16 protein-coding genes are annotated in these 17565 nt (G+C 59.4%); 9 read left to right on the forward strand and 7 right to left on the reverse strand.

Translation table 11 applies throughout. The features are described 5' to 3' along the window. Positions 1–52 precede the first annotated feature (52 nt). The 4 genes from ABLV66_RS05530 to hycI are packed head-to-tail and all read left to right on the forward strand — an operon-like array spanning position 53 to position 2271. Complete coding sequence (locus ABLV66_RS05530) at positions 53–595, forward strand: formate hydrogenlyase complex iron-sulfur subunit (RefSeq protein WP_348876970.1); 543 nt, start codon at positions 53–55, stop codon at positions 593–595. After that, a complete protein-coding gene (locus ABLV66_RS05535) occupies positions 595–1362 on the forward strand; it encodes an NADH-quinone oxidoreductase subunit B family protein (RefSeq protein WP_015370030.1) in 768 nt (255 codons plus the stop codon). The genes ABLV66_RS05530 and ABLV66_RS05535 overlap by 1 nt, the downstream gene beginning before the upstream one ends. After that, positions 1359–1769, forward strand: a complete 411-nt coding sequence (locus ABLV66_RS05540; protein ID WP_045395386.1) for a formate hydrogenlyase maturation HycH family protein — start codon at positions 1359–1361, stop codon at positions 1767–1769. The genes ABLV66_RS05535 and ABLV66_RS05540 overlap by 4 nt, the downstream gene beginning before the upstream one ends. Continuing rightward, complete coding sequence (gene hycI, locus ABLV66_RS05545) at positions 1762–2271, forward strand: hydrogenase maturation peptidase HycI (protein WP_047064112.1); 510 nt, start codon at positions 1762–1764, stop codon at positions 2269–2271. Before ABLV66_RS05540 ends, hycI begins: the two co-directional genes overlap by 8 nt. 104 nt (positions 2272–2375) lie before the next feature. On the opposite strand, the gene ABLV66_RS05550 is transcribed toward hycI, so the two are convergent. Both ABLV66_RS05550 and ascF read right to left on the reverse strand, forming a co-directional pair. Then, the gene (locus ABLV66_RS05550) at positions 2376–3800 is read right to left on the reverse strand and encodes a 6-phospho-beta-glucosidase (protein ID WP_348876969.1); all 1425 of its coding nucleotides are present in this window, start codon (positions 3798–3800) and stop codon (positions 2376–2378) included. Between the two features lie 26 nt (positions 3801–3826). Next, complete coding sequence (gene ascF, locus ABLV66_RS05555; protein ID WP_047044120.1) at positions 3827–5263, reverse strand: PTS cellobiose/arbutin/salicin transporter subunit IIBC; 1437 nt, start codon at positions 5261–5263, stop codon at positions 3827–3829. 267 nt (positions 5264–5530) lie between these two features. Here ascF and ABLV66_RS05560 point away from each other — a divergent pair, with 267 nt between their 5' ends. From ABLV66_RS05560 to ABLV66_RS05575, 4 genes are all read left to right on the forward strand, one after another. After that, a complete protein-coding gene (locus ABLV66_RS05560) occupies positions 5531–6544 on the forward strand; it encodes a LacI family DNA-binding transcriptional regulator (RefSeq protein ID WP_045395394.1) in 1014 nt (337 codons plus the stop codon). 134 nt (positions 6545–6678) lie between these two features. Next, entirely contained in the window at positions 6679–7206 is a 528-nt protein-coding gene (hydN, locus tag ABLV66_RS05565) for an electron transport protein HydN (RefSeq protein WP_015370036.1), read from the forward strand. Between the two features lie 8 nt (positions 7207–7214). Next, a complete protein-coding gene (gene hypF, locus ABLV66_RS05570) occupies positions 7215–9443 on the forward strand; it encodes a carbamoyltransferase HypF (RefSeq protein ID WP_348876968.1) in 2229 nt (742 codons plus the stop codon). A 1-nt stretch (position 9444) separates the two neighbouring features. After that, entirely contained in the window at positions 9445–10458 is a 1014-nt protein-coding gene (locus ABLV66_RS05575) for a HoxN/HupN/NixA family nickel/cobalt transporter (RefSeq protein WP_047044127.1), read from the forward strand. A gap of 558 nt (positions 10459–11016) precedes the next feature. Here ABLV66_RS05575 and norW read toward each other — a convergent pair. After that, a complete protein-coding gene (norW, locus tag ABLV66_RS05580) occupies positions 11017–12150 on the reverse strand; it encodes an NADH:flavorubredoxin reductase NorW (protein WP_348876967.1) in 1134 nt (377 codons plus the stop codon). Further along, complete coding sequence (gene norV, locus ABLV66_RS05585; RefSeq protein WP_047067143.1) at positions 12147–13595, reverse strand: anaerobic nitric oxide reductase flavorubredoxin; 1449 nt, start codon at positions 13593–13595, stop codon at positions 12147–12149. Before norV ends, norW begins: the two co-directional genes overlap by 4 nt. Before the next feature lie 187 nt (positions 13596–13782). Here norV and norR point away from each other — a divergent pair, with 187 nt between their 5' ends. After that, on the forward strand, positions 13783–15333 hold the full coding sequence (norR, locus tag ABLV66_RS05590) for a nitric oxide reductase transcriptional regulator NorR (RefSeq protein ID WP_045395403.1): 1551 nt from the start codon (positions 13783–13785) through the stop codon (positions 15331–15333). Here norR and gutQ read toward each other — a convergent pair. The 3 genes from gutQ to gutM all read right to left on the reverse strand — a co-directional run bounded on the left by gutQ (position 15296) and on the right by gutM (position 17454). After that, on the reverse strand, positions 15296–16261 hold the full coding sequence (gutQ, locus tag ABLV66_RS05595) for an arabinose-5-phosphate isomerase GutQ (protein WP_047044133.1): 966 nt from the start codon (positions 16259–16261) through the stop codon (positions 15296–15298). The two genes, norR and gutQ, sit on opposite strands and share 38 nt — an antisense overlap. Then, entirely contained in the window at positions 16254–17027 is a 774-nt protein-coding gene (gene srlR / locus ABLV66_RS05600) for a glucitol operon DNA-binding transcriptional repressor SrlR (protein WP_020078110.1), read from the reverse strand. Before srlR ends, gutQ begins: the two co-directional genes overlap by 8 nt. Positions 17028–17094: 67 nt before the next feature. Continuing rightward, positions 17095–17454, reverse strand: coding sequence for a transcriptional regulator GutM (gutM, locus tag ABLV66_RS05605; RefSeq protein WP_047067140.1), 360 nt, complete (start codon positions 17452–17454; stop codon positions 17095–17097). Between the last annotated feature and the right edge of the window lie 111 nt (positions 17455–17565).

Consider the following 17565-nt stretch of genomic DNA (forward strand, 5'->3'; position numbering starts at 1 on the left):
AGGGAGAGGGCTAGGGTGAGGGAAAAAGGCCGCACACAACCTGGGAGCAACAATGTTTACCTTTATTAAAAAAGTCATCAAGACCGGCACCGTGACCCACTCCTATCCGCTGGAGCCGATGCCGGTGGATAAAAACTTCCGCGGCAAACCGGAGCACAATCCGCAGCAGTGCATCGGCTGCGCGGCCTGCGTGAATGCCTGTCCGTCTAACGCCCTGACGGTAGAGACCGATCTGGCGACTAACCAGCTGGCGTGGCAGTTCAACCTCGGGCGCTGTATTTTCTGCGGCCGCTGTGAAGAGGTCTGCCCGACGGCGGCGATTAAGCTGTCGCAGGAGTATGAACTGGCGGTGTGGAAAAAAGAGGATTTCCTCCAGCAATCGCGCTTTGCCATTTGCCACTGTCGGGTCTGCGCGCGGCCTTTCGCGGTACAAAAAGAGATCGACTACGCCATTGCGCTGCTTAAGCACAACGGCGATACCCGCGCCGAATTGCACCGCGAAAGTTTTGAGACCTGCCCGGAATGCAAACGCCAGAAATGCCTGGTGCCGTCCGATCGTATTGAACTGACTCGCCACATGAGGGAGGCCAGCTGATGAGCAATTTATTAGGCCCGCGCGATGAAAACGGCATTCCGCTGCCGATGACGGTGGATGAATCCATCGCCAGCATGAAGGCCTCGCTGCTGAAAAAAATCAAACGTTCCGCCTATGTTTACCGCGTCGACTGCGGCGGCTGTAACGGCTGTGAAATCGAGATTTTCGCCACCCTTTCGCCGCTATTCGACGCCGAACGCTTCGGAATTAAAGTAGTTCCGTCGCCGCGCCATGCCGATATTCTGCTGTTTACCGGCGCGGTGACCCGCGCGATGCGTTCGCCGGCGCTGCGCGCCTGGCAATCGGCGCCGGATCCGAAAATCTGCATCTCTTACGGCGCCTGCGGCAACAGCGGTGGTATCTTCCACGATTTGTACTGCGTATGGGGCGGCACCGACAAAATTGTGCCGGTCGATGTCTATATTCCGGGCTGTCCGCCGACGCCTGCCGCCACGCTGTACGGTTTTGCGATGGCGCTCGGTCTGCTGGAGCAAAAAATCCACGCCCGTCAGCCGGGCGAGCTTGACGACCAGCCAACCGAATTGCTGCATCCCAACATGGTTCAGCCGCTGCGGGTACGTATCGATCGCGAAGCGCGCCGTCTGGCCGGCTATCGCTATGGCCGCCAGATCGCCGACGACTATATGCGTCTTCTGGGGCAGGGAGATAATCAGGTACTGCGCTGGCTGGAGGCGGAGAAAGATCCGCGTCTGACCGAGATCGTTACGCACCTGAATCAGGTGGTCGAGGGGGCGCGTATCCGATGAGCGAGACGGTGGTGTTCAGTCAGCTGAGCCGTAAATTTATTGATGAGAACGACGCGACGCCGGATCAGGCGCAGCAGGTGGTCTATTACAGCCTGGCGATTGGCCACCACCTCGGCGTCATCGACTGCCTGGAAGCGGCGTTAAGCTGCCCGTGGGAGGACTATCTGGCGTGGATCGGTACGCTGGAGGCGGGCAGCGCCGCGCGGCGCAAAATGGAAGGCGTACCGAAGTATGGCGAGATCGTTATCGACAGTAATCACGTGGCGATGCTGGCTAATGCCTTTGATAAAGCGCAGTCCGCGCAGACCCCGGAGCAGCAGGCGTGGAGTAAAACCCTGCTCAGCATGCTGCACGATATTCACCAGGAAAGCGCCATCTATCTGATGGTGAGGAGACTACGTGACTGACGTTTTACTGTGTGTCGGCAACAGCATGATGGGCGATGACGGCGCAGGCCCGCTGCTGGCGGAAATGTGCGCGGCCAATCCGGTCGGCGGCTGGGTGGTGATTGACGGCGGCAGCGCGCCGGAAAACGATATCGTCGCCATCCGCGAGCTGCGCCCGACCCGGCTACTGATCGTCGACGCGACCGATATGGGGCTTAATCCCGGCGAAATCCGTATTGTCGACCCGGACGATATCGCCGACATGTTTATGATGACCACCCACAACATGCCGCTTAACTATCTTATCGATCAGTTAAAAGAGGATGTTGGCGAGGTGATTTTTGTGGGCATTCAGCCCGATATAGTCGGTTTCTATTACCCGATGACTCAGCCTGTTAAGGATGCCGTCGCGACGGTATACGCGCGGCTTGATGGCTGGCAGGAGCAGGGCGGTTTTGCCGCGCTGGAAGCGGCCGAGGAAGAGGCGTTCCCCGGCCTTCCGGGAACGTCTCAGCGATTTTGAGGCCACCAACACCGGCAGTTTCAGCCAGCGTGGTGAATAAAATAACGGCAGGCCGTACGGACCGTAGGCCGGGTAAGGCGTAAGCCGCCACCCGGCAATACCGACTACTCCAGATCCGCCCCGTTGCTGGCGATGACCTTCTTATACCACCAGAACGATTTCTTGCGCTTGCGCGCAAGCGTGCCGTTTCCGGCATCGTCGCGATCGACATACACGAAACCGTAGCGCTTGCTCATCTCGCCGGTGGAGGCGGAGACCAAATCGATACAGCCCCAGCTGGTATAGCCGATGACCGGAATGCCATCATCGATGGCGTCGCGCATCGCCTTGATGTGTTCACGCAGATAGCTAATGCGGTAGTCGTCGTTGATTTCGCCGTTGGCGTCGATCTCATCGCGCGCGCCGAGCCCGTTTTCCACGAGGAATAGCGGTTTCTGATAGCGGTCATACATCATGTTCATGGTGATGCGCAGGCCGAGCGGATCGATGCCCCAGCCCCATTCGCTGGCGGCAATATACGGATTCTTCAGCGACTTGACGATATTGGCGGCGTTGGTGTTGCTGGCGTTCATCTCCGCTGACGCGCAGCGCGAGGCGTAATAGCTAAAGGAGACGAAATCGACGGTGTTTTTAAGGATTTCGTCGTCGCCCGGCTGTTTGGCAATAGTGACGCCTTTCTCGCGGAATACCCGCGCGGCCCACACCGGATAGGCGCCGCGTGCCTGTACATCGATAAAGAACAGGTTTTCACGATCTTTTTCCAGCGCCATCCAGACATCTTCCGGCTTACAGGAATACGGGTAGAAGTTACCGCCCGCCAGCATGCAGCCGACCTGGTTTTGCGGGTTGACCTGATGGGCGATTTTTGTCGCCAGCGCGCTAGCCACCAGCTCGTGATGCGCGGCCTGGTATTTCACCTGCTCCTGATTTTCTCCCTCCTCAAACACCAGACCGGCGCCGGAGTAGGGACTATGCAGCATGATGTTGATTTCATTGAAGGTAAGCCAGTATTTCACCAGACCGTCAAATACTTCAAAGCAGGTGCGCGCATAGTGGCTGAAGAAATCGACCATCTTCCGATTACGCCAGGAGCCATATTCCGTCACCAGATGCATCGGTACATCAAAGTGGCACAGGGTGACCAGCGGTTCGATCCCGTACTTTCTGCACTCCTCGAACATCGCACGGTAGAAAGCGATACCTTCCGGGTTTGGCTGTTGTTCATCACCGCGCGGGAACAGGCGGCTCCAGGCGATAGAGGTACGAAAGACGCTAAACCCCATCTCCGCCATCAGGGCGATATCCTCTTTATAGCGATGGTAAAAATCGATCGCCACGTGGCTTGGGTAGAATTCATCTTCGCGAAGCGTAAAGCGCTTCTCCTGGCCCAGCTTCACCGCCAGGCGATGGGCGCCGTGCGGAATAGTATCAACGGTCGTCAGCCCTTTGCCGCCTTCAAGACAAGCGCCTTCAGACTGGTTGGCGGCCAGAGCGCCGCCCCATAAAAATCCGTGTGGAAAACTCGACATGCGTTACCTCGCGTTCAAAAAAGTGTTCAGGCGTGAGTGGCCGCGCCCTGGCGCTGTCTGGCGTCGGCGGCGGCATTTTCTACCGGGATATCTTCAAAACCGAGCAGCAGCGTCAGCACAAAGGAGAGCACCACCGACAGCGCCATCACGCCAAAGACCCAAACGATAGTCATCGGATTGGCCGGATCGAAAAACTGGACGCTGGTGAACAGCCCCGGCGCCGCCATCGAATGGCTGGCCAGCCCGGCAATCCCCGCCACCGCGCCGCAAATAAAGCCGCTGATTAAGCTGGCGACCAGCGGGCGTTTCAGACGTACCGCCACGCCGTACAGCGCCGGTTCGGAAATCCCGGCCAGAATCGCCGATGCCGCTGCCGCTAATGCGGTCTGGCGCAGCTCCGGGTTTTTGGTTTTCCACGCCACCGCCAGCGACGATCCGCCCAGCGACAGGTTGGCGCCGATTTCCGATGGCATCACCATGCCTTCTTTGCCGGTTTCGGCGATGGTTTGAATGATGGTTGGCGTAAAGACGCGGTGCATCCCGGTCATCACCAGCAGCGGCCAGAGTCCACCCATGATCGCCACCGACAGCCAGCCGAGATAGCTATGGATCGTGTACACCAGCGCGGAGATTGCGCTGCCGATCCAGATGCCGAGCGGGCCAATCAGCAGGATCGCCAGCGGCGCGGCAATCAGCACGATCAGCATCGGTTTAAGGAAGTTTTTCGTCACCGCCGGGGTGATGCGATCGACCCAACGTTCGATATAAGAGAGACACCAGGTCATCACCAGCGCCGGGATCACCGTGTAGGTGTATTTCACCGCGGTAACCGGAATGAAGGCGAATTCAACGTGCTCGCCCTGCGCGGCTTTAGCCATTAATTCGATGAACCCCGGATGCACCAGCACCCCGGCGATGGCGATAGCCAGCGACATATTGGTTTTGAATTTTACCGCCGCGGAAGCGGCAACCATCAGCGGCAGGAAGAAGAACGCGCCGTCGCCGATAAGCGTCAGAATGGTCAGCGTCGGCGAGCCTTTTGGCAACGCGCCGCTCATCTCCAGGATCATCGCCAGCAGTTTGACCATCGATCCGCCGATAATCGCCGGGATCAGCGGAGACATGGTGCCGATCAGCGCATCAAGGATCCCGGCGCCGATGCGTTTTAAGGTCAGCGGCGGTTTCCCTTGCGGCTCCGCCGGGCGCAACTCGCCGGGCAGCAAATTCAGCACCTCGCGATACGCCTGCGAGACGGTATTGCCGATGATCACCTGGCACTGGTTATCGCTACGCACGACGCCAAGTACCCCTTGCAGCGCTTTCAGCGCAGGGGCGTCCACGCGTTGATTATCTTTCACCACGAAGCGCAGGCGGGTCATGCAGTGGGTCACGGCAACGACGTTATCTGCGCCGCCGATCGCCGTCAGGATCTGGTTCGCCAGGGCTGCATAATTTTTAGACATCGGATTTTATCCTGTTTTATCAATAGGGTACTGATTACACGCCAGCGCCTGACGGCGGCTATGCGCGGTATATGCATAGGAAACCGGTTCCACAAAATCATGATGAGTTTCATTGAGTCATACAAGAACTAAAAAACTCACTTTGCAAATTTGTGATTTTGATCGCTTTATAAGCAGGGGCAGAGCAACATCAGGGCGATGCCGACTGCTGAAAAACGGCGAGACGTGCAGTACACTGCAGGCAACTTAAGTTACAGGAAGAACCCCATGGCAACGATGCTGGAGGTTGCGAAGCGCGCGGGAGTATCAAAGGCGACCGTTTCGCGGGTGCTGTCGGGCAACGGCTATGTCAGCCAGGAAACCAAAGACCGGGTGTTTCAGGCAATTGCCGAAAGCGGCTATCGGCCGAATCTGCTGGCGCGCAATCTGGCGACCAAAAAAAGCCAGACCATCGGGCTGGTGGTAACCAACACCCTTTATCACGGCGTTTATTTCAGCGAACTGCTGTTTCACGTGGCGCGGCTGACGGAAGATCAGGGGCGGCAGCTGATCCTTGCCGACGGCAAACACAGCGCGCAAGAAGAGCGCGAGGCGATTCAGTATCTGCTCGACCTGCGCTGCGACGCGATCATCATCTATCCGCGCTTTCTAAGCGTCGATGAAATGGATGAGATCATCGACAATCATGAGCAGCCGATCGTGGTGCTGAACCGTCGCCTGCGCCGCCACGCCAGCCACTGCGTATGGTCCGATCACAAAGCCTCGGCGCGGATGGCGGTTGAAAAGTTAATTACCAGCGGTCATCGCGACATTGCGTTTATCACCGGTTCGCTGGATTCGCCTACCGGGGTTGAGCGTCTCTCTGGTTATAAAGACGCGCTGGCAGGCCAGGGGCTTCCCGTGCGGCAAGAACTGATCGTTGAAGGGCGCTGGACGCCGCACACCGGCGCCGCCGCTGTCGAAGCGCTCAGCCAACGCGGCGTCAGTTTCAGCGCGCTGGTCGCCAGTAATGACGACATGGCGATCGGTGCGATTAAGCAACTGCACCAGCAGGGGATCGCGGTGCCGCAGCAGGTATCGGTGATCGGTTTCGATGACATCGCGCTGGCGCCGTATGTGATCCCCTCGCTCTCCAGCGTTAAAATTCCGGTCACCGAAATGATGAAAGAGAGCATCAACAGGCTGATCTTTATGCTCGACGGCGGCGAATTTAAATATCAGCAAACTTTCCCCGGCGAGCTGATTGAACGCGAGTCGTTGGCGCGCGGCCCGCATGCCTGATGTCGTCATTTGTCATCGTCAGTTGTGACGATGACAGCGGCTGTTAATTTAATCCCCTTAAATTTCAATGAAATAAAAGTTGGAACGTATTATGCATAATCCGGCGCGTTAACTTCTTTCCGCTGGAGAAATGGATGAACCGTTTCATTATCGCCGATGCGAGCAAATGCATCGGCTGCCGCACCTGTGAAGTGGCCTGCGTGGTCTCTCATCAGGAAAATCAGGATTGCGCCGCGCTGACGCCGCAGTCGTTCCTGCCGCGTATTCATGTGATCAAAGGCGTCAATGTGTCGACGGCGACGGCCTGTCGTCAATGTGAAGACGCGCCATGCGCCAACGTCTGCCCGAACGGCGCCATCAGCCGCGATAAAGGCTTTGTCCACGTGATGCAGGAGCGCTGCATCGGCTGTAAAACCTGCGTTGTCGCCTGCCCGTATGGGGCGATGGAAGTGGTGGTGCGCCCGGTCGTTCGCCACAGCGGTGCCGGGTTGAACGTCATGGCGGAAAAAGCCGAAGCCAACAAGTGCGACCTGTGCCACCAGCGCGATAGCGGCCCGGCCTGCATTGAAGCCTGTCCGACGCACGCGCTGGTTTGCGTTGACCGCAACAAGCTTGAGCAGATGAACCTCGAAAAACGTCGCCGTACGGCGCTGGCCTGGTAATACGCCGCATGAACGGGGTGCAAATCCGCATTCGCGGTAAAGTGCAGGGGGTGGGTTTCCGCCCCTTCGTCTGGCAACTGGCGCGACAAATGGCGCGCGGCGGCGATGTCTGTAACGACGGCGACGGCGTGCTGGTCAGGCTGATCGGCAACGACGGTGGTTTTACCGCCGCGTTGGCCCGTCACTGTCCGCCGCTGGCGCGTATTGACAGCACCGACTGCACCCCGTTTCACTGGCATAAGCTTCCTCAGGATTTCACCATACGCCACAGCGGCGGCGGCAGTATGCGCACGCAGATTGTTCCCGATGCCGCAACCTGCCCGGCGTGCCTGGCGGAGATGAACGATCCGCAAGAACGCCGCTACCGCTACCCCTTTATCAACTGTACCCACTGCGGGCCGCGCTTCACCATTATTCGCGCCATGCCATACGATCGCCCCTTTACCGCGATGGCGCCGTTCCCGCTGTGTCCGCGCTGCGCTGCCGAGTATCGGGAGCCTGCCGATCGCCGTTTTCACGCCCAGCCGGTGGCCTGTGCCGATTGCGGCCCGCAGCTGGAGTGGCGGGCGGGAACGCTAACGCTATTCGCTGAAGCGGCGCTGCAGGCGGCCATCGCGCGGCTGGCGGCGGGCGATATTGTGGCGATAAAAGGGATTGGCGGTTTTCATCTGGCCTGCGATGCCGGCAATAGCGTGGCGGTGGCAGCGCTGCGCGCGCGAAAACGGCGCCCGGCAAAACCGCTGGCGGTAATGCTGCCGACGGCAGCGGAGTTACCCGCGGCGGCGGCGGCGCTGCTGCGCTCGCCCGCCGCGCCGATTGTATTGCTGGCTAAAGCGCAGGTTCCCGGCCTGTGTGACGAGATTGCGCCAGGGCTTGCGGAAGTCGGGGTGATGCTGCCGTCTAATCCGCTGCAGCATTTACTTCTGCAGGCGCTGGCGCGCCCGATAGTGATGACCTCCGGCAACCTCAGCGGCCGCCCTCCGGCGTTGAGTAATCAAGAAGCGCTCACCGACTTAGCCGATATAGCCGACGGTTTTCTGCTACATAATCGCGATATCGTGCAACGTATGGACGATTCGCTGGTGCGCTCAAGCGGTGAGATGCTGCGCCGCGCCCGTGGCTATGTGCCGGATGCGCTGCCGCTGCCGCCGGGCCTGGATAATATTCCGCCGCTGCTGGCGCTGGGGGCGGATATGAAAAATACCTTCTGCCTGGCGCGCGGCGGCGAAGCGGTGCTGAGCCAGCATTTTGGCGATCTCGGCGAGGAGGGCGTCGAGCAACAGTGGCGCAGTGCACTGCGGTTAATGCAGAGCATTTATGCGTTTGCGCCGCAGCGGGTGGCGGTTGACGCCCATCCCGGCTATCGCTCGACGCAGTGGGCGGCGTCAATGTCGTTACCGGTCGAGCCGGTACTGCATCACCATGCCCACGCGGCGGCTTGCCTGGCGGAACACCGCTGGCCGCTCGACGGCGGCGATGTGATCGCCCTGACCCTTGATGGCATCGGGATGGGGGAAAACGGCGCGCTGTGGGGCGGCGAATGCCTGCGGGTGAACTACCGCGAATGTGAACATCTTGGCGGCCTCCCGGCCGTTGCGCTGCCGGGCGGCGATCTGGCGGCACGCCAGCCGTGGCGAAATTTGTTGGCCCAGTGCCTGACATTTATTCCCGACTGGCAGTCATACCCGCCAACCGCCGCGCTGGGGCAGCGAAACTGGCCGCTGTTGGCGCAGGCCATCGAACGCGGCATTAATTCGCCGCGCGCCTCTTCCTGCGGACGGCTGTTTGATGCCGTCGCCTGCGCGCTGGATTGCGCGCCGGAGAGCCTGAGCTACGAAGGCGAGGCGGCCTGTCGGCTGGAGGCGCTGGCCGCCAGCTGTCCGGGCGTCAGCCATCCGGTCACGCTGCCCTGGCGCGGCGGCGAGCTGGACTTATCCACCTTCTGGCGACAGTGGTTGCGCTGGCAGGCGACGCCCGCGCAGAAAGCCTGGGCCTTTCATGATGCGCTGGCCTGCGGGCTGGCGGCGATGGCGCGTGACTGCGCCGCTTCCCGCGGGATCGCGACAATCGTTTGTAGCGGCGGCGTACTGCATAATCAGCTGCTCGCCGCCCGCCTCAGCGATTACCTTTCTGATTTTACTTTGCTTTTGCCGCAGCAGCTTCCCGCTGGCGATGGCGCGATCGCCTACGGTCAGGCGGTGGTGGCCGCCGCCCGCTGGCAGTCTCAAAGGATTTAAGATGATAACGATGATTTTACGCCAACAGCCGCGTGCGGCGGCGCTGGTTCTGGGACTTATCGCCGCGAACGCCCTGGCCTGGCTATGGGCGTTTCAGGCGTTTGGCGATAGCGGGGCATTGATGGCCGCCAGTCTGCTGGCCTGGGGTTACGGTCTGCGCCATGCGGTCGACGCCGACCATATTGCGGCGATTGATAGCGTCACCCGCAAGATGATGCAGCAGGGGCGGCGGCCGTTTGGCGTCGGGGCGTGGTTTTCGCTAGGGCATTCGTCGATCGTAGTGCTGGCGTCGGCGGCGATTGCCGCGACGGCCACCGCCTTCAGCCAGCAGATGAGCTGGCTACACGATACCGGCAGCGTGATTGGCACCGCGGTATCGGCGCTGTTCCTGCTGGCGATGGCGCTGGTCAATCTGGTGATTTTGCGCAGCGTGTGGCGCAGCTTCCAGGCGTGGAAGCGCGGTGAAAAGGTCAGCGATGAGATAGTTAGCGGCGGCGGCATGATGAGCTGGCTGTTTGGCAAAACCTTCCGGCTGATAAGCCGCAGCTGGCAGATGTATCTGGTGGGCTTTTTGTTTGGTCTCGGCTTTGATACCGCCACCGAAATCGGCGTGCTGGGTATTTCCGCCGCCGGCGCGTCGAGCGGCATTTCGATTTGGTCGATAATGGTCTTCCCGGCGCTGTTCGCCAGCGGTATGGCGCTGGTGGATACGCTTGATAATGTGCTGATGGTCGGCGCCTACGGCTGGGCGTTCAGTAAGCCGCAGCGCAAGCTCTATTACAATATGACCATCACCGGTACCTCGGTGGTGGTGGCGCTGTTTATCGGCGGCCTGGAGGCGCTGGGGCTGTTAATGGATAAGTTCGCCTTAAGCGGCGGGGTGTGGCGCTGGGTAGGGGCGTTAAACGATAACCTCGGCGATGCCGGGTTTGTGGTGGTGGGGCTGTTCGTCGTTTGTTGGGCGCTGTCGGTGCTAAATTATCGCTGGCGCGGCTACGATAATCTGGCGCGCTAGGCTGGTTATTTTCCCGGCTTGCGCTGCGCTTAGCCGGGCTACCAGGACAATACTGTAGCCCGACTGTAGCCCGGCTAAGGCGTTTACGCCGCGAGCCGGGAAAACCATCACCTCACCAGAACTGTAGATACTGTTATCGGTTTGCAACTTTTTCGCTTTAGAAAAACGTTTATCGCGTGTCGTTTCAGAGGATATTGCGCTCCCGGTTAATTTTTCTGCAATATGTTTTCCGTGGCGCAGGGAGCGCACAGGGGGCGGCCAGTCGCCGCCGCCCCCTGTACCCCCGGGCTCTGGCCGCCAAAATCGCCACTTCGTGGTGCCTTCGACTTATCCCGGCAGGCTTCGGGTCGGGCCGAGGCAGCCTCCTTGCAAAACACGGCCCTCAGCCCGCATCCATGCGGGCTGCCCCGGCCTGCCTGTAACGTCTCAGCGATTTTGTGGCCACCAACAGCGGCAGTTTCAGCCAGCATGGTGAATAAATTAAAGGCAGGCCGCATGGACCGTAGGCCGGGTAAGCGTAGCGCGCCACCCGGCATAACAGGGTCGCCTGGACGGTAATCACCTCACCAGTTGCTTGAGCAGCGCAAAGGCTTCCTTCATTTTATCTTCGCTCACCACAAAGGCCCGCAGCTGGTTTTCGGCATCCAGACCTTTCGCCACCAGCCCCTCTTTAGCGGCCACGATATTCCACGTCAGATCGTCGCGGCGGGTGTCGCCGGCCAGATGCAGCGGCAGATCCGGCGTTTTCACTTTCACCAGCATTGGCGGCAAGGTGAGCTCGCCCGCTTGCGCCAGTAGATTTTTACTCAGGCACATGGCGCTGAGTAAAATCGGCTGCAGGAACGGCAGTACCGTACCGTTGATTTCCGCACAGTCGCCGAGCGCATAGATCGCCGGATCGCTGGTTTGCAGTTGGCTATTGACTACCACGCCGCGGTTAATCCGCAATCCGGCATGACGCGCCAGCGACGTTTCCGGGCGCAGGCCGGCGGCGGCAACGACCGCATCGACGGTTATCGCGCGCTGGCGGTCGAGGCTGACGCGAACGCCGTCGGCGGTTTGCTCCAGCCCCTCAAGCTGCGTTTTGAGCATCAGATGTACGCCCATCTCGGTAAGCCGATGCTGCAGGCGGCTGCTGGCCTCCGGCGGCATCAGCGCCGCCAGCACGCTGGCTGAGTTATCGACGACCGTTACCGCTTTACCGGCGCGGCAGAAATCCATCGCCAGTTCGCAGCCAATCAGGCCGCCGCCGACGATCAGCACGCGCTTCGCGTCGTGCAGCTGGCTCTGCGCCGCGCCATATTCGCGCTGGCTGTTCAGCGTCAGCATCAGCTCGCGCCCCGGCACCGGCGGGATAAACGGCGTCGCACCGGTGGCCAGCACCAGTTTGTCGTAGCGCCACTGGTTATCCTGGCTCTTCACTAACCGGTTTTCGGCGTCGATATCGCTTACCCAGGTATGGGGAAACAAACGCAGATTGTACTGCTCGGCGAACTCGCCTGCGCTTTGCAGGGTCAGATCGTCGGCCTTCTGCCCGCGGCTGATGACATGGCTGAGATCCGGTTTGTTGTACTCATCCATGCTATCGGCGGCGATTAACGTCAGCGGAATTTGCGTATCCTGCTTACGAATATTTTTCACCAGCTGGCGGGCCGCGAAGCCCGAGCCGATGATGACGATGCCATCACTCATTTTGCCTCCGTCGCCAGTACGTCAAAGACGTCTTTGCCAAGAGAACACTCAGGGCAGAGGAAATTGTCCGGCACTTCACTCCACGGCGTACCCGGCTGTACATCCTGGTTAGGTTCGCCTTTCGCCGGGTCATAGACCCACTGGCACACGCTGCACTGCATCATGGGACCGAGATCGGCGGCCGCGGCGGCAGCACAGGCGCAGTCCTGTGGTTCCGGCGTTGTCGCTGCTTCAGCAACCGGCAGCGGAGAGAGGGCCCACTGGCGGGCGATGTCGCGTCCGTGTTGGCGGCACAGTTCCAGCGCGTCGATATCCGGACGCCATTTGGCTTTCAGGCTCAGCGACATCTCAAAACCGGCATCCTGCAGGCGGGTGGACAGGCGGTCTACCGCGCCGCCGCTCCAGCCGTGCGAGCCAAAGGCGCTGGCGCGTTTATTGCGAAAACGCAGCCCGGTCATCTCTTCCACCAGCCCGGCGATTTTCGGCATCATCACGTTGTTCATGGTGGAGGTGCCCACCAGTACGCCTTTCGAGCGGAAAACGTTGGTCAGAATGTCGTTTTTGTCGCTGCGGGCGACGTTGAAGATTTTTACCGCTACCCGCGGGTCGACTTCAGTGATCCCCTGAGCGATGGCGTCCGCCATCATGCGGGTGTTATTGGACATGGTGTCGTAGAAGAGGGTGATGCGATCTTCCTGATAATCCGCCGCCCACTCGAGGTATTTCTCGACGATTTGCGTCGGGTTATCGCGCCAGACCACGCCGTGGGAGGTGGCAATCATATCCACCGGCAGGTTGAAGCCGAGGATTTCAGTAATTTTCGGCGTCACCAGGCGGCTGAAGGGCGTCAGGATGTTGGCGTAGTAGCGCTGGCACTGTTCGTACAGTTCAATCTGGTCCACTTCATCGTTGAACAGGTGTTCGTCGCAGTAGTGCTGGCCGAAGGCGTCGTTGCTGAACAGCACCGCGTCGCCGGTCAGGTAGGTCATCATGCTGTCAGGCCAGTGCAGCATCGGCGTTTCCACGAAGATCAGCTGTTTACCATTACCGATATCGAGAGTATCGCCGGTTTTCACCACGTGGAAGTTCCACTCTGGATGATGATGGTGGCCGTTGATCGAGTCGATGGCGTTGGCGGTGCAGTAAATCGGCGTATCCGGGATCTGCATCATCAGTTCGGTCAGCGCGCCGGCATGGTCCTCTTCGGCGTGGTTAATGACGATGTAGTCGAGGTCAGCCAGATCGATTTCGCTGCGCAGGTTCTGCACGAACTCGCGGCTGAATTTATGATCGACGGTATCGATCAGCACGTTTTTCTCTTCGCGGATGAGATAGCTGTTGTAGCTGCTGCCGCGCAGCGTTTTATATTCGGTACCGTGGAAATCACGCACTTCCCAATCGCGTTGGCCAACCCAAAGAATGTTATTTTTAACCGCAATAGACATAGCAACCTCAATCAATACAGTGTGTTTAAATTCAGTTGATTGGCTTATATCAAGTTGCGTGCCAACTTTTTAATTCATTGATAATTATCTATTTTTAATTTTTGCTGATTTTGGTTGCTGTCAAAATGACTATTGTTAAAATAGTCGATATGACAATGTGTATTGTCAAAATGACAATGGAGCGGCAATGAGTTTTTCCGTCGACGCGCTGGCGAGAATCGCCATTGATTTACAAAGCGATATCGGTCACAGCGACCGTTTTTCGCGCCTGATTACTACCCTGCGGCAGATTCTCGGCTGCGATGCCTCGGCGCTGCTGCGCTATGAGGCGCATCAGTTTGTGCCGCTGGCGATTGATGGCCTGGCGCAGGATGTGCTAGGTCGGCGCTTTGCCCTGGAAGGGCACCCGCGGCTTGAGGCGATTGCGCGTGCCGGGGATGTGGTGCGCTTCCCGGCGGATAGCGACTTGCCCGACCCCTACGACGGGCTGATCCCCGGTCATGAGAGCCTGAAGGTTCACGCCTGCGTTGGCCTGCCGCTGTTTGCCGGGCAGACGCTGATTGGCGCGCTGACCCTGGACGGCATGGATGCCGACCGTTTCGATAGTTTCAGCGATGAAGAGCTGCGGCTGATTGCCGCGCTGGTGGCTGGCGCCTTGAATAACGCGCTGCTCATCGCCCGCCTTGAGGCGCAAAACGTGTTGCCGGCGCAGCCGGTGAATTACGCGCAGCCTGAGCGTCAGGAGATTATCGGCCTGTCGGCGCCCATGCTGCAGCTGAAAAAAGAGATCGATATCGTCGCCGCCTCGGATTTAAACGTGCTGATTAGCGGCGAAACCGGCACCGGTAAAGAACTGGTGGCGAAGGCGGTGCATCAGGGGTCGCCGCGAGCCGCTAATCCGCTGGTCTATCTCAACTGCGCGGCGCTGCCGGAAAGCGTGGCGGAGAGCGAGCTGTTCGGCCATGTGAAAGGGGCGTTTACCGGGGCTATCAGCAACCGCAGCGGTAAATTTGAGATGGCTGATAACGGCACCCTGTTCCTTGACGAAATCGGCGAACTGTCGCTGGCGCTGCAGGCGAAACTGCTGCGCGTGCTGCAGTATGGCGATATTCAGCGCGTCGGCGATGACCGCAGCCTGCGGGTCGATGTGCGGGTGCTGGCGGCGACTAACCGCGATCTGCGCCAGGAGGTGGTGGAAGGGCGCTTTCGCGCCGACCTGTACCATCGGCTGAGCGTCTTCCCGCTATCGGTTCCGGCGCTACGCGAGCGAGAAAACGATGTGGTGCTGCTGGCGGGCTATTTCTGTGAGCAGTGTCGCCTGCGGATGGGGCTGGCGCGGGTCATTTTGGCTGAGGCGGCGCGAAACAGGCTGCAGCAGTGGTCCTGGCCGGGCAACGTGCGCGAACTGGAGCATGCTATTCACCGGGCGGTGGTGCTGGCGCGGGCCACCCAGGCCGGCGATGAAGTGGTGCTGGAGCCGCAGCATTTCCAGTTTGCGGTGGCGGCGCCGATGTTGCCGACTGAGACGGCGGCAGCGGCGCCAGCGACGGGAAACGTCAATCTGCGCGAGGCGACCGAAGCTTTTCAGCGAGAAGCGATTAGCCGCGCGCTGGAGGCGAACCAGCGCAACTGGGCGGCGACCGCCCGTGCGCTGGAACTGGACGTCGCCAACCTGCATCGGCTGGCGAAACGTCTGGGGCTTAAAGGATCCCTGCCTGGTAAAAGTTCTGCAGGTTGATGGCGCCGACCAGTTGGCCGTTTTCATCCACTACCGGCGCGGCGCTGATTTTGTGTTTCATCAACCGCTCTTTGGCTTCCACCGCGCGGCTTTCCGCCTGCAGCGTCACGCCGTTGCGGGTCATCGCCTGAGTGACGCCATCGTTGAGCGTACCGCCAGCAACCAGCCAGCGGCGCAGGTCGCCGTCGGTGAAAACGCCCTGCACGCGGTTGGCTTCATCGCAGACCGCCACCAGGCCGAGTCCGGTTCGGCTTAGTTCAAGCATGGCGTCCATGACGTTAGCCTCGGTATTGACCCGCGGCACTTCTTCGTCGCGGCGCATCAGGTGATGCACTTTGTTCAGCAGACGCGCGCCGAGGGCGCCCGCCGGGTGGGAACGGGCGAAATCTTCTTCATTGAAACCGCGCGCCTGCATCACCGCCATCGCCAGCGCGTCGCCCAGCATCAGCGTGTTGACGGTGCTGGAGGTCGGGGCCAGATGCATCGGACAGGCTTCACGCTCCACGGCGATATCCAGCACCGCTTTCGCCGCCAGCGCCAGCGGCGAGGTGGATTTGCCGGTCATCGCCAGCAGCGGAATGGATTTCTCTTCCAGCCGCGGCACGATGAGATCCAGCTCTTTCGCGCTGCCGGAGTAGGAGATAAACAGCATCACGTCGCGGCTATCGAGCATGCCGAGATCGCCGTGCAGGGCTTCCGCCGGATGGACGAAAAAGGCCGGGGTGCCGGTGCTGGCGAAGGTTGCCGCCAGCTTTTTACCGATGTGGCCGGATTTACCGATACCGGAGACAATCAGTTTGCCCTCGCAGTGGATGATGGTTTCCGCCGCGCGGATGAAGTCGTCGCCCAGGCGCTCCGGCAGGCGGCTCGCCTCCTGTAGTTCAAGCATCAGGGTCTGGCGTCCGGCCTCTAACAAAAAGTTACTCATGATGTTCTCCAGTAATAATGACTTCAATACCTTTTGCTTCCAGCGCCCGCTGGAATTCAGGGTCAATATCGGCATCGGTAATCAATTTATCCACGCGCTCAAGGCCGCAGACAATATTGGGACTTTTACGGCCAAACTTTGATGAGTCGGCCATCAGGATCACTTCGCGGGCGGCGTTGCACATCGCCTTACTTACGGTATAGACCTCGTTAAAGGTGGTGACGCCCGCGACCAGATCAATGCCGTCGGTGCCCATAAACAGCTTGTCGAAGCTGAATTGTTCGAAGGCATTTTCCGCCAGTTGGCCGTGAAAAGAGGCCGATTTTTTACGGAAGGTGCCGCCCGGCATCAGGATGGTCTGCTCGTTATCGAGCTCGGAAAGCGCGTTGACGATATGCAGGCTGTTGGTCATCACCGTAATGTTATTGAAGCGGCTCAGCAACGGCACCATCTGCAGCACGGTGCTGCCGGCGTCGAGGATAATTGAATCGCCATCGTGGATGTATCGCACGGCGGCCTCGGCAATCTGCGCTTTCTTATGAGTGTTGATCAGCGTCTTGTGGTCGATAGGCGGGTCGGCCTCGTCTTTATTTAACACTACGCCGCCGTAGGTGCGGATGACGGTCCCGGCATTCTCCAGAATCACCAGATCCTTGCGGATAGTGGTGCCGGTGGTGTCGAAGTGTTGCGCCAGCTCTTCGACCGAGCATTTGCCCTGCGATTGCAGGTGCTCGAGAATGGCTGCCTGGCGCTGACGTGGTTTCATAGGCGTTGTATCCTGCGTTTAAGTTTCGAAGTGATAATTTCGCAAGATATTAACTTTCACAACGAAATTATGCATGTTTCGGATTAAGCGCTAATGATAGTGCATTCTGACAGAGCGGATCATTGGGAAAGATCACATCAGGCTGCAATTCCTCGAGATGTTTACCGGTAAGCGTGGGAATTTTTCGCGGGCTGGCGAAGACGGTGAGTCCCTTCATCAACAGCGTATCGCAAATACGATCGTTTTCATCGACGGCGATAGCGACAATTGCGCGCGGTTTAAAGCGCCCAGAGGAACGGCCGACGCCAACGCGGCCCTGCTGGCAAAGGCTATCAAAGGCGCGATTGAAGCGGCGGATCTGCCAGCCGCCGAACGCCAGTTGGCAAAGCCAGGCAATAGCGGCGACGGTAATGAGTGCGGTAACCATAATGTCTCCTGAAGGTGTGATGCCGGGTACAACCCGGGTACCGTTTTTTGTCGGGTGGCGGCTAACGCCTTACCCGACCTACAGTTTTGTTGCCCGGATAAGCGCAGCGCC

The sequence above is a fragment of the Klebsiella sp. CN_Kp073 genome, assembly GCF_040065495.2.
GTDB classification, from domain to species: Bacteria; Pseudomonadota; Gammaproteobacteria; order Enterobacterales; family Enterobacteriaceae; genus Klebsiella; species Klebsiella aerogenes.

Coding starts and splice junctions, on each gene's coding strand:
- gutM (WP_047067140.1), bottom strand. CDS start 17,454: ATGGTTACCGCACTCATTACCGTCGCCGCTATTGCCTGGCTTTGCCAA.
- ascF (WP_047044120.1), bottom strand. CDS start 5,263: ATGTCTAAAAATTATGCAGCCCTGGCGAACCAGATCCTGACGGCGATC.
- ABLV66_RS05575 (WP_047044127.1), top strand. CDS start 9,445: ATGATAACGATGATTTTACGCCAACAGCCGCGTGCGGCGGCGCTGGTT.
- hydN (WP_015370036.1), top strand. CDS start 6,679: ATGAACCGTTTCATTATCGCCGATGCGAGCAAATGCATCGGCTGCCGC.
- ABLV66_RS05560 (WP_045395394.1), top strand. CDS start 5,531: ATGGCAACGATGCTGGAGGTTGCGAAGCGCGCGGGAGTATCAAAGGCG.
- hypF (WP_348876968.1), top strand. CDS start 7,215: ATGAACGGGGTGCAAATCCGCATTCGCGGTAAAGTGCAGGGGGTGGGT.
- ABLV66_RS05535 (WP_015370030.1), top strand. CDS start 595: ATGAGCAATTTATTAGGCCCGCGCGATGAAAACGGCATTCCGCTGCCG.
- ABLV66_RS05540 (WP_045395386.1), top strand. CDS start 1,359: ATGAGCGAGACGGTGGTGTTCAGTCAGCTGAGCCGTAAATTTATTGAT.
- ABLV66_RS05530 (WP_348876970.1), top strand. CDS start 53: ATGTTTACCTTTATTAAAAAAGTCATCAAGACCGGCACCGTGACCCAC.
- ABLV66_RS05550 (WP_348876969.1), bottom strand. CDS start 3,800: ATGTCGAGTTTTCCACACGGATTTTTATGGGGCGGCGCTCTGGCCGCC.
- norW (WP_348876967.1), bottom strand. CDS start 12,150: ATGAGTGATGGCATCGTCATCATCGGCTCGGGCTTCGCGGCCCGCCAG.
- norR (WP_045395403.1), top strand. CDS start 13,783: ATGAGTTTTTCCGTCGACGCGCTGGCGAGAATCGCCATTGATTTACAA.
- srlR (WP_020078110.1), bottom strand. CDS start 17,027: ATGAAACCACGTCAGCGCCAGGCAGCCATTCTCGAGCACCTGCAATCG.
- norV (WP_047067143.1), bottom strand. CDS start 13,595: ATGTCTATTGCGGTTAAAAATAACATTCTTTGGGTTGGCCAACGCGAT.
- gutQ (WP_047044133.1), bottom strand. CDS start 16,261: ATGAGTAACTTTTTGTTAGAGGCCGGACGCCAGACCCTGATGCTTGAA.